General features: G+C 71.4%; 10 protein-coding genes. 9 read left to right on the forward strand and 1 reads right to left on the reverse strand.

The genetic code is table 11. From position 1 onward, the window contains the following. Positions 1-33: 33 nt before the first annotated feature. Positions 34-957 (reverse strand): proteasome assembly chaperone family protein, encoded by a 924-nt coding sequence (locus tag H489_RS29085; RefSeq protein WP_017887306.1) that lies wholly within the window; start codon positions 955-957, stop codon positions 34-36. Positions 958-1,104: 147 nt separating this feature from the next. On the opposite strand from H489_RS29085, the gene H489_RS29090 reads away from it, so the two are divergent. The 9 genes from H489_RS29090 to H489_RS29130 all read left to right on the forward strand — a co-directional run bounded on the left by H489_RS29090 (position 1,105) and on the right by H489_RS29130 (position 11,661). Next, a complete protein-coding gene (locus H489_RS29090; protein ID WP_159556241.1) occupies positions 1,105-1,854 on the forward strand; it encodes an HAD family hydrolase in 750 nt (249 codons plus the stop codon). Further along, positions 1,851-3,038: a tRNA (adenine-N1)-methyltransferase gene (locus H489_RS29095; protein ID WP_017887308.1), complete on the forward strand. Its 1,188-nt coding sequence runs from the start codon at positions 1,851-1,853 to the stop codon at positions 3,036-3,038. The genes H489_RS29090 and H489_RS29095 overlap by 4 nt, the downstream gene beginning before the upstream one ends. Positions 3,039-3,080: 42 nt before the next feature. Next, on the forward strand, positions 3,081-4,001 hold the full coding sequence (locus H489_RS29100) for an FKBP-type peptidyl-prolyl cis-trans isomerase (protein WP_017887309.1): 921 nt from the start codon (positions 3,081-3,083) through the stop codon (positions 3,999-4,001). 71 nt (positions 4,002-4,072) lie between these two features. Beyond that, positions 4,073-5,125 carry a helix-turn-helix transcriptional regulator gene (locus H489_RS29105; RefSeq protein WP_040419687.1) on the forward strand — a complete coding sequence of 351 codons (1,053 nt, stop codon included), beginning with the start codon at positions 4,073-4,075 and terminating at the stop codon, positions 5,123-5,125. Continuing rightward, complete coding sequence (locus H489_RS29110; RefSeq protein ID WP_017887311.1) at positions 5,118-6,089, forward strand: helix-turn-helix transcriptional regulator; 972 nt, start codon at positions 5,118-5,120, stop codon at positions 6,087-6,089. The genes H489_RS29105 and H489_RS29110 overlap by 8 nt, the downstream gene beginning before the upstream one ends. A gap of 319 nt (positions 6,090-6,408) precedes the next feature. Next, complete coding sequence (gene tatC, locus H489_RS29115) at positions 6,409-7,161, forward strand: twin-arginine translocase subunit TatC (RefSeq protein ID WP_031259811.1); 753 nt, start codon at positions 6,409-6,411, stop codon at positions 7,159-7,161. After that, the gene (locus tag H489_RS29120; protein ID WP_017887313.1) at positions 7,158-9,596 is read left to right on the forward strand and encodes a DEAD/DEAH box helicase; all 2,439 of its coding nucleotides are present in this window, start codon (positions 7,158-7,160) and stop codon (positions 9,594-9,596) included. The genes tatC and H489_RS29120 overlap by 4 nt, the downstream gene beginning before the upstream one ends. Positions 9,597-9,607: 11 nt before the next feature. Continuing rightward, positions 9,608-11,200, forward strand: coding sequence for an apolipoprotein N-acyltransferase (gene lnt, locus H489_RS29125; protein ID WP_152427265.1), 1,593 nt, complete (start codon positions 9,608-9,610; stop codon positions 11,198-11,200). A 110-nt stretch (positions 11,201-11,310) separates the two neighbouring features. Next, entirely contained in the window at positions 11,311-11,661 is a 351-nt protein-coding gene (locus H489_RS29130) for an RNA polymerase-binding protein RbpA (RefSeq protein WP_027465636.1), read from the forward strand. Positions 11,662-11,692 lie beyond the last annotated feature (31 nt).

An 11,692-nucleotide genomic window follows, 5' to 3' on the forward strand; every position in this document is an offset into this window, starting at 1 on the left:
GCACCGTGCCTCCTGTCCGTCAGTCGGTGACGGCTACTGCTGGGGTCGCCACGGCCCCTCACCACCGGCGGTGCCGCCGTCCTTGCCGTCCTTGCGCTCCCGGCGACGGAGGTACTGCTCGAACTCCTGCGCGATGGCGTCGCCGGAGGCCTCGGGGGAGTCGACGGTGTCGCGTGCCTGCTCGAGCTGCCCGATGTACGACGCCATGTCCTCGTCGTCGGCGGCGAGGGCGTCGATGCCCTCCTCCCACTCGGTGGCGTCGTCGAGCAGCGACCCGCGGGGCACGGTGACGTCCGTGAGCTCCTCGATCTTGTCGAGCAGCGAGAGCGTGGCCTTCGGCGAGGGGGAGTTGTGCACGTAGTGCGGCACGGACGCCCAGAGCGAGAGCGTGGTCAGCCCCGCCTTGTCCATCGCGTCGGCGAGGACACCGAGGATGCCGGTCGGCCCCTCGTACGAGGACTTGTCGACGTCGAAGGCAGCGCGGACGCCGGCGTTCTCACTCGACACAAAGACCGAGATCGGTCGGGTGTGCGGGACGTCGGCGAGCATGGCGCCGACGAAGACGACGGCGTCGATCGAGTAGACGTCCGCCAGGTCGATGATCTCCGAGCAGAAGCCACGCCAGGTGCGCGAGGGCTCGGGGCCGACCAGCACGAACACGTCGCGGTCGGTGGGGGAGCCGGTGGCGCCGATGACCGGACGCCCTTCGGCTCCGGGGCCGTGCAGCACGATCCGGGGCCACTGCACGCCGCGGTTGCCGTCGTCGTCGGTGCCGACGGTGGGCCGGTTGAACTGGTAGTCGACGTACCGCTCGCCGTCGAGCTCGCGGAGTTCGTCGAGGCCGAGCGACTCGACGATGCGACGCGCCAGACCGCTCGCGGCCTCGCCGGCGTCGTTCCAGCCCTCGAAGGCGACGACGAGCAAGCGGCCGTCGCTGAAGGGGGAGTGCTGTGGCACGGAGCGGACCTCCTGGTGGTGGAGCGGAGCGGGGCGGGAGCGATGCCCCCGGCCGGACACGATTCAGGCATCCACTGTAGGCCCAGGGGGTGCCGGCGGACGTGCGCGTCCGCGCCCAGCGGAACGGCCCCGGTAGACTCGTCGCCCGTGACCGCGCATCCTCCTGCCCTCGTCCCGCCCGCAGCCGTGCTGTGGGACATGGACGGCACGATCATCGACACCGAGCCGATCTGGCAGCGGTCCCAGGTGGACCTGACGACCCGGTACGGCGCCGAGTGGACGGAAGCGGACGGCCTGTCCCTGGTGGGCAGCGGCCTCGAGCGCTCCGGCGAGCTCCTGCGCGCCAAGGGCGTCGACATGGAGGTCGAGGAGATCATCCAGTGGATGACCGACTACGTGATGGAGCACCTGCGCGACGGCGAGCTGCCGTGGCGTCCGGGTGCCCGTGAGCTCATCGAGGAGCTGCACGCCCGCGGCATCCCCACCGCGCTGGTGACGATGTCCCGGCGCAAGATGGCGCTCGTCGCCGCCGAGGCCCTGGGCGAGCGCGGCTTCCGCGTCGTCGTGGCCGGTGACGACGTCGACCGCCCGAAGCCGTTCCCGGACGCCTACCTGTCCGCCGCCGCGCAGCTCGGCGTCGAGCCCACCGCGTGCGTCGCGATCGAGGACTCCGCCACCGGAGTCGCGTCGGCCGTCGCCTCCGGCGCCGTCACGGTCGCCGTCGAGCACATCGTCCCGCTGTCCGAGATCGCCGGCGGCGACGTGCACCTGACCACCCTGGCGGGCGTCGACGTCGACCGGCTGGTCGAGTTGACGACGCCGGCACTGGCCGCACGGGCTGGAGGCGCGGTGCCGGACCCGGCGCACGCTGCGGACACCGAAGGGGTCACCCGATGAGCCACACCGACGACGCACGCGACTTAGCGGACGCGAGCAGCGCCTCCAGTCCGACCGCGGACTCGACCGCAGCCCTCCCGCACACCGCGGGCGGGGCACCACACACGCCGCCGCGCGGCCCGTTCCGGGCCGGCGACCGCGTGCAGCTCACCGGTCCGAAGGGCAAGCTCACGACGCTGTCCCTCGAGACCGCCGGTGAGTACCACACGCACCGCGGGGTGCTCCGGCACGACGACGTCATCGGCCAGCCCGACGGCTCGGTCATCCGGGCGAGCACCGGCGACGAGTACCTCGCGCTCCGTCCGCTGCTCAACGACTACGTGATGTCGATGCCGCGTGGTGCGGCGATCGTCTACCCGAAGGACGCCGCGCAGATCGTGGCCTTCGCGGACGTCTTCCCCGGGGCCCGCGTGGTCGAGGCCGGTGTCGGCTCGGGGGCGCTGTCGCTGTTCCTGCTCCGCGCGATCGGCCCGACCGGGCAGCTGCAGTCGTTCGAGCGCCGCGAGGAGTTCGCCGCGATCGCCAAGGGCAACGTCGGCACCTTCCTGGGTGCTGTCCCGGACAACTGGTCCGTCACCGTCGGTGACCTGGTCGATTCGCTGCCCGACGCGACCGAGCCGCAGAGCGTCGACCGCGTCGTGCTCGACATGCTCGCGCCGTGGGAGTGCGTGGACGCCGCAGCCGACGCCCTCGTGCCCGGCGGACTCATCGTCTGCTACGTCGCGACCGTCACGCAGCTGTCCCGCACGGCCGAGGCGCTGCGCGACACCGGACGCTTCACCGACCCGATGCCGAGCGAGACCCTGGTGCGCACCTGGCACGTCGAGGGGCTCGCCGTCCGCCCGGACCACCGCATGGTCGGGCACACCGGGTTCCTGATCACGGCACGACGCCTGGCCGACGGCACGGTCCTGCCGAACCTGAAGCGCCGAGCGGGCAAGGCCGAGTTCTCGGACGAGGACATCGAGGCGTGGACCCCGGGAGCCGTGGGCGAGCGGGCGACGAGCGACAAGAAGCTCCGCAAGGTTGCCCGGCAGTCGGCGGCGCAGGCGCGCAAGGTCGCGACGGCCGAGGCATCGTCGGCTGCGGTTCCGTCGGATGCCGCCGTGGCTCCGTCGGGGGCCGACGGGGTTCCGTCGGATGCCGCTGGGGCTCCGTCCGGGGCCGTCGAGGACGAACGGTAGGCTGACGGCGTGCCCGTCCTGCATCGAACGGAAAGAGGGTCCGTGCGCACCATCCCCGCACTCCTGGTCACCATCGGTCTCGCGGTGTCCCTCACCGCCTGCGCCTCGAACGGTGCCGGCACCACGCCCGCGAGCTGTGCCGCTCCCGGTGCCGCTTCCGAAGCGGTGACCGCCACCGGCAAGTTCGGCTCGGAGCCGAAGGTCACCGTGCCGAAGGGCCTCACCACCAAGGGCACCCAGGTGTCCGTGCTGAAGCAGGGCACCGGTCGCACCATCGACGAGGGCACCCCCGTCCTGGTCGAGTACACCCTGGTCGACGGTTCCACCGGCCAGGTCGCCCAGACGAGCGGCTACTCGGGCCAGACCGCGCCGATCACCGCGGGCGCGAGCAACTACGGGGCCCTCGGCGACTCGCTGCAGTGCGCCCACGTCGGCGACCGCCTGGCGGTGGCCCTGCCGAAGAGCGCCCTGAGCAGCACCGGCGGCGCCGCTGGTACCGACTCGTCCAAGAAGACCGAGGACGCCGTGATCGCCGTCATCGACGTCAAGCGGGCGTTCGACGCCCGAGCCACCGGCACCCCGCAGCTCGCCGGCGACAAGATGCCCGCCGTCGTGCTCGCACCGTCCGGTGCCCCCGGCATCACGATCCCGTCGTGGAGTGCCCCGAAGTCGAACGAGACGCACCTGCTCCGCAAGGGCGACGGCCGCGAGCTCACCGCGAAGGACACCGCGGTCATCAAGTACACCGCCGTCACCTGGGGTGCCGACCCGTCCGTCGTCGGCTCCAGCTGGACCGACGGTTCCGGCGCGCAGGCGGTCCCGCTCACCAAGGGCCAGGTCGACGAGGGCGTCCGGAACGCGATCGTCGGGCACCGCGTCGGTGACCAGGTCCTGGCGATCGTCAACCAGCAGGGGACCGCGAACGCCTACGTGATCGACGTCCTCGGAGCGATCTCGAACTGACCTCCTCCGACCGTCCACGGACCGCGGCGCGGGTGCACTCCGGTGCACCCGCGCTGCCGTAGGATCGGCTCGTGCCAGCGACCCGTGTGCCCCGTGTGCCCGCCGAGGAGCGGCTGTTCAGCCTCGTGCTCGCGCTGCTCTCGACGGAGTCCGGGCTGACCAAGGCCGAGATCCTGGCCAACGTGCAGGGGTACCGGCAGCGGTTCTCGACCGGTGGCGACAACGCCTCGCTCGAGCGTCAGTTCGAACGCGACAAGGACGACGTCCGCGAGCTCGGCATCCCGCTCGAGACCATCGAGACGCCGGGTGCCGCGGGCAACAACCAGACGCTCCGCTACCGGATCCCGAAGGGCGAGTACGACCTGCCCGTCGACGTCCGGTTCACCCCGGACGAATCCGCGCTGCTGTCCCTGGCCGCGATGGCGTGGCGCGAGGGCGCACTGTCCGCCGACTCCCGCCGCGGCCTGCTGAAGGTGCGCTCGGCGGGTGCCGAGGACGACGACGGTGCCCTGCAGCTCGGGGTCGACGCCTACGCCCCGCGGCTCCGCGCCCGGGACGCCTCGTTCGAACCGCTCCGCTCCGCGCTCGACCGCGGCGCAGCCGTCCGCTTCGACTACATCACGCCCGGGCAGCACGACGCCCGCCGGCGTGAGGTCGCCCCGCTCGCCCTCGTGCAGCACGGCGGTCGGTGGATGCTCGCCGCCCACGAGTTCGCGACCGACTCCGACAAGAACTACCTGCTGTCCCGGATCGTCGGACCCGTCACCCAGTACGCGGTCGGACAGCACACCGCGCCCGTCGGCGCGGGGGAGCGCACCCTCGCCGAGCTCGAGCGGATCTGGGCCGAGCGCACCGCACGCATCGCCGTGGCACCCGGGTCCGACGCCGAACGCCGACTCACCCGTCGCCGCGACACCGAGACCGACGCCGACGGCGGGCTCGTGCTGCACCACGTCGACCCGCAGATCCTGGCCGAGGAACTCGCAGCATTCGGTCCCGAGGTCCGGGTGCTCGAGCCGGCCGACCTGCGGGCACGGGTCGAAGAGCGCCTCCGCGCGCTCGTGCGCGACCACACCGCCGACGACCGTGCCGCAGCCCCCGGAGAGGACCCCGTTCGTGGCTGACGCCCAACCCCTGCAGGCGCAGGACAAGCTCGCCTTCCTGCTCGCCCTGGTGCCGTACCTCATCGACCGCGAGCGTGTCTCGGTGGCCGAGGCCGCTCGGCACTTCGGGGTGCCAGAGGCCCGCATCCGGCGCGCCGTCGAACTCATCGCGGTGTCGGGGGTCCCGGGCGAGACGATGCAGTACCAGCACGGTGACCTGTTCGACATCGCGTGGGACGACTTCGACCAGAACGACATGATCGTCCTGACCAACCTGGTGGCGATCGACGACTCGCCCCGACTGTCCGCTCGCGAGGCCTCGGCACTCATCGCCGGCTTGCAGTACCTGTCCGCGCTGCCCGAGGCCGCAGACCGCGACGCCATCCGCGCGCTCATGGCCAAGCTGTCCCGCGGTGCCGGGGGAGCGGCGTCGACCGTCGCCGTCGGGCAGGACCTGCACGACGTCGCCCTCGCCACCATCCGCCGGGCCATGTCGGACGGCCGCGGCCTGGTCTTCGAGTACGCCGGACCGCGCACGCAGGGCAGCACCCGACGGGTCGACCCGCTCCGCGTCGAGTCGATCGACACCGACTGGTACCTGCGCGCGTGGGACCTGGATCGACAGGCGCTCCGGACGTTCCGGCTCGACCGGATGTCCGGGGCCCGGGTCGACGACCGTCCCGCCGAGAAGACGATCGACCAGGTCGTCATCCCGGACACGCTGTTCCAGCAGGCCGCCGACGACGTCATCGTCACCGTGGAACTCGACTCCACGTCGCTGCCGTTGGTCGCCGACTTCCTGGCCGACACCGCCGACGCGCCCGACACCGACGGGCGTGTGCGCATCCGTCTCGCGGCGTCGCACGGGTTCGACGGGGTGGTCCGGCTCGTCGCGGGGTTGCCCGGCCGCGCGGTGGTGCTCGACCCGCCCGCTGCCCGTGACGCCGTGCGCGACTTCGCCGCCGCGGCCCTCGCCGCCGGCTGACGTCCGCCCCGGGGTCTCCGTCGGTCGCTCCTCGCCCGTTCTCGCCAGGTGTGCCCGGTCTCGCTCGGTGGGCCGCGGGTGCCTGGTCGTTCCGGGCGTACCTGGTGCGTTGTTCCGACCAGGTGCGCCCGATCTCGCCAGGTACGCCCTGTCGCGCTCGCCCGCGCTCCCGCGCGCCCGCCTCACCCGCTCGACCCGCCCACGCCGACCCCCGGCGGACTGTCGGTCCCGACCCCGTAAGATCGACCACATGGCTTCGACGACCGCGCGCGGGCGAGCGAAGCGGCAGGGGCGCCAGAAGACCGACGCCGAAGGCCGCATGTCGCTCGGGCAGCACCTCATCGAGCTGCGCAACCGCCTCTTCCGCGCAGTGGTGGCGATCGTCATCGGCGCGGTCGGTGGATGGTTCCTCACCCCGTGGGTGCTCGACTCGCTGCGGGCACCGGTGACCGAGCTCGCCAAGGTCGGCGGGCACACCGCCGAGCTGAACTTCCCGATGATCACCGGGGCGTTCGACCTCAAGCTGCAGATCGCGATCACCATCGGTGTCGTCATCGCGAGCCCCGTCTGGCTGTACCAGATCTGGGCGTTCATCGTGCCGGCGCTGATCCGGCGTGAGCGGCAGTACGTGTGGGGCTTCCTCGGCACCGCGATCCCGCTGTTCTTCGCCGGGTGCTACTTCGGGTGGTACATCCTGCCGCACGTGGTCGGCATCCTCGGCAGCTTCGTGTCCAGCCAGGACACCTCGATCGTCGACGCCAAGGCGTACTACGACTTCGTCATCAAGCTCATCGTCGCGGTGGGCATCGCCTTCGTCCTGCCGGTGTTCATCGTCCTGCTGAACTTCGTCGGCGTGCTGTCCGCCGCCGCGATCATCAAGAGCTGGCGTGTGGCCATCCTCTGCATCCTGGTGTTCTGCGCGATCGTGACCCCGAGCGCGGACGTCATCTCGATGTTCTTGCTCGCCGTCCCGATGGTGGTGCTCTACATCGCAGCGTGCTTCGTCGCCTGGATCCACGACCGCCGCGTGGCCAAGCGGCAGGCGAAGCTCGACGAGGAGTACGGCCTGTGAGCGGCACGAGCGCAGCCGAGCGCTTCGCCGCGGCCAAGGTGCGCAACCGGTCGCGCAACCTCGAGCTCTTCCGGACCGACCTGCGGTTCGACCTCGACCCGTTCCAGTTCGCTGCCTGTGACGCGCTCGACCAGGGCCGTAGCGTGCTGGTCGCCGCCCCGACCGGTGCGGGCAAGACGATCATCGCCGAGTTCGCCATCTGGCTCGCCATGCGGCAGCCGACGGCGAAGGTGTTCTACACGACCCCGATGAAGGCGCTCAGCAACCAGAAGTACGCCGAGCTCGTCGACGTCTACGGCGAGTCCGAGGTCGGCCTGCTCACCGGCGACACCAACGTCAACCCCCGCGCCCGCGTCGTCGTGATGACGACCGAGGTGCTGCGGAACATGATCTACGCCGATTCGGACCTGCTCGACGACCTCGCCTGGGTGGTCCTCGACGAGGTGCACTACCTGGCCGACCGGTTCCGCGGTGCCGTGTGGGAAGAAGTGATCCTGCACCTGCCGACCGAGGTCCGCCTGGTCTCGCTCAGTGCCACGGTGTCCAACGCCGAGGAGTTCGGCGACTGGCTGCAGACCGTCCGTGGCGACACCGACGTCATCGTCTCCGAAGACCGCCCGGTCCCGCTCGAGCAGCACGTCCTGGTCGGCTCGAAGATGGTCGACCTGTTCGACTCGAGTGGCGCAGCGGCGACGAACCGTGTCAACCCCGAACTGCTCCGCATGGTCGGCGGCGGCGCACGGAGCGAGCGGAACGGCGGCGGACACCGCGGTCGTCGTGGTCGCGGGGGCTACCCCGAGCGCCGTGGGCCGCGCACCGAGAAGGTGCACCGCGAGCAGATCGCGCACATGCTCGACGAGCGGATGCTGCTGCCCGCGATCTTCTTCGTGTTCAGCCGAAACGGCTGCGACCAGGGCGTCCGGAACGTCCTGCGGTCAGGGCTGTCGCTGACGACGGTGCCGGAGCGCAACGAGATCCGCGAGACCGCGGAGTACCACTGCCGCACCCTGCCGGACGAGGACCTCGCAGTGCTCGGCTACTGGGAGTTCTTGGAAGGCCTCGAGCGCGGGGTCGCGGCGCACCACGCCGGCATGCTCCCCGCGTTCAAGGAGGTCGTGGAGAACCTCTTCCAGCGCAAGCTGCTGAAGGTCGTCTTCGCCACCGAGACCCTGGCGCTCGGCGTGAACATGCCGGCGCGCACCGTCGTGCTCGAGAAGCTCGAGAAGTTCAACGGCGAAGCGCGTGTGCCGATCACCCCGGGGGAGTACACCCAGCTCACCGGTCGTGCCGGTCGTCGCGGGATCGACGTCGAGGGGCACTCGGTCATCCAGTGGACCGACGGCCTCGACCCGCAGGCCGTGGCGTCGCTGGCAAGCCGTCGCACGTACCCGCTCAACTCGTCGTTCAAGCCGACCTACAACATGGCGGTCAACCTGATCGACCAGTTCGGCCGGCAGCGCACGCGTGAGGTCCTCGAGACGTCGTTCGCCCAGTTCCAGGCCGACCGGTCGGTGGTCGATCTCGCCCGCAAGGTCCGCTCGCAGCAGGAGTCGCTCGACGGCTACCGGCAGGCGATGCAGTGCCACCTCGGCGACTTCACCGAGTACTCGGCGCTCCGCCGAGAACTCTCCGACCTCGAGCGCACGAACGTCCCCGGGGGTCGAGAGGCATCGCACGGCGCCCGCCAGGAACGCCAGGCCGCGATCACCGCGGTCCGCCGTCAGCTGCAGCGCCACCCCTGTCACACCTGCCCGGAACGCGAGGCCCACGCCCGCTGGTCCGAGCGCTGGTGGAAGCTCAAGCGCGCCAACGACAAGCTCGTCCAGCAGATCCGGTCCCGCACGGGCGCCGTCGCGACGACGTTCGACCGGGTCACCGACGTCCTGCTCGAGCTCGGCTACCTGGTGGACGGCGGCAACGGTGAAGCCACCGTGGCAGCCGGCGGCCGTCGTCTGCAGCGGATCTACGGCGACCGCGACCTGCTCGTGGCCGAGTGCCTCGAGGCGGGTGTCTGGAAGGACCTCACCCCGGCGCAGCTCGCCGCCATGGCCGCGACGATCATCTACCAGCCCCGTCGCGAGGACGCGCCCGGCACCGAGCACGCGCTGCCCCGTGGTGCGTTCCGCCCGGCGCTCGACGAGACCCTGACGATCTGGTCACGCCTCGACGACATCGAGCGTGCGGCACGTCTGGCCGGCTCGCAGCCGCCCACCCCGGCGATGGCGGTCGGCATGTTCCGCTGGGCCTCGGGCTCGGCGCTCGACGACGTCCTCCGGACCCTCGACCTGCCCGCCGGCGACTTCGTGCGCTGGTCGAAGCAAGTCATCGACCTGCTCGACCAGATCCGGAACGCCGGCGACGACGACCTGGCCCAGACCGCGAGACGTGCGACGGACGCGGTCCGCCGCGGCATCGTCGCCTACGCAGCGGTCTGACAGGAGGCACGGTGCGGGTTCCGGAGACGACTGTGCGCGGGCTGCCCACGCGCGTCGGCCGCGGGGCGGTCGCGACCGGCCCGTTCGCCGCGTTGCCGCTGGGCACCGCGCTACCACTGGCCGTCATCGGCGGGATCCTGTTCGCCCTCGCGTTCCCGTCGCCCGGGTGGTGGTTCCTGGCCTACCCGGCGCTCGCCTGCATGCTGCTCGCGGTGATGGGGCAGCGTGCACGGCGCGCGGCGTGGATCGGCTACCTCGCCGGTGCGGCGTTCTGGATCCCCGCCATCTCGTGGGCCGGCCGCTACCTGGGCCCGGTCCCGTGGTTCGCGCTGGCGCTGTTGGAGGCCGCGTTCTTCGCCCTCGGCAGCGTGGCCATCGCCCTGGCGTACCGCTGGGTCGCCCGCGTGGTGCCGTCGACCGCCGGACGCGTGTGGGGCCTCCCGGCCGTCGTCGCTGCACTCTGGACCGGACGCGAGTGGTTCTCGGGGAGCTGGCCGTACGGCGGGTTCGCCTGGGGGCGGGTCGGGCTGTCGCAGTCGCAGGGGCCGTTCGCGCACCTGGCCGCGTACGTCGGCGTCCTCGGACTCACCTTCGTCGTCGTGTACTGCGTCGCGGTCGTCGTGTCGCTCGCGCTCGTGGCGCCCCGCGCGCCGGGCGTCACCCTCCGCCTGCCCGTGCGGGTGGCGACGGCGGGCCTGCTCGTCGCGGCGGTCCTTGCCGTGCCGGCGTGGCCGACGGCGACGAGCGGCACCATCCGGGTCGAGGCGGTGCAGGGCAACGGTCCCGCGGGCTACTTCGACCGCGCGGAGCCCGGTGACGTCCTGGCGGCGCAGGTCGCGGCGACGGACGTGGACGCGAAGGGTGTGGACCTGGTCGTCTGGCCCGAGGCAGGTGCGGAGTACGACCCGCGCCAGCAGCCCGTCATCGCCTCGGCGCTCGACTCCGTGGTCGACTCGCTCCACGCTCCGATCGTGGCGGGCGCCATCACGCAGACGCCGTCGGGGGTCCTGCACAACACGTCGTTCGTGTGGACCGCGGACGGTTGGCAGTCCTCGTACGACAAGAAGCGCCCGGTGCCGTTCGGTGAGTACGTGCCCGATCGCTGGTTCTTCTCGAAGCTCGCGCCGTCGCTCATCGGTCTGCTGCAGCGCGACTACACGCCGGGGACGAAGCCGAACGTGCTGTCCGTGGCGGGGGTCCGTGCCGGCATCTCGATCTGCTTCGACATCGTCGACGACTCTCTGACCACCGACATGGTGCGCGGGGGAGCGCAGGTGATCCTCGCGCAGACGAACAACGCCGACTTCTCGGGCACCGACGAGAACCTGCAGCAGCTCGAGATCGCGCGGATGCGGGCCATCGAGACCGGACGCTCGCTCGTGAACATCTCGACCGTCGGAGCGTCGCAGGTCATCGACCCGAGCGGCCGCACGATCGACCGGGTTCCTGAGTACACCGCGACCTCGATGGTGACCGACGTGCCGCTCGGGACGTCCACCACCCCGGCATCGATCCTGTCCGGGTCGATCACACTCCTGCTCGCCCTCGGCGGGCTGCTCGTGCTCCTGGCCTGCGCCCCCTGGGGTCGTCGCGCCCGCTCCTGATCCGGCCCGCCGCGCCCAGCCACTGGGAACGGACTGTGAATGCGCCGGTACGGGATTGATGGGGCGTGGGACAGTGTTGTGGAGGGCAGACGAGCGAGAGGAGCACACACATGGCTGATCGGAGTCTCCGCGGCATGCGGCTCGGGAGTCAGAGTCTCCAGAGCGAAGAGGGCGTCGAGCTCTCGGATCGCAAGCGCGCGGTCTACCAGACGGATTCGGGTGAGACGTTCGACATCGTCTTCTCGGCTGATGCGGACGTCCCCCAGACCTGGTCGGAGCCCCGCTCCGGCCGCGAGGGCCGACTGCTCGGCGACGACGGGATCCCCGTCGAGGTCGCCGAAGAGGACGTGAAGGCACCCCGCACCCACTGGGACATGCTGCTCGAGCGCCGCTCGCGCGAGGAACTCGAGGAGCTCCTCGAAGAGCGCCTGCAGGTCCTCCGCGCACGACGCGGCGCCTGACACCCCACGCACGAACGACGACGCCCGCCCC

Origin of the sequence: Curtobacterium flaccumfaciens UCD-AKU, from assembly GCF_000349565.1 — a bacterium.
GTDB lineage: Bacteria > Actinomycetota > Actinomycetes > Actinomycetales > Microbacteriaceae > Curtobacterium > Curtobacterium poinsettiae.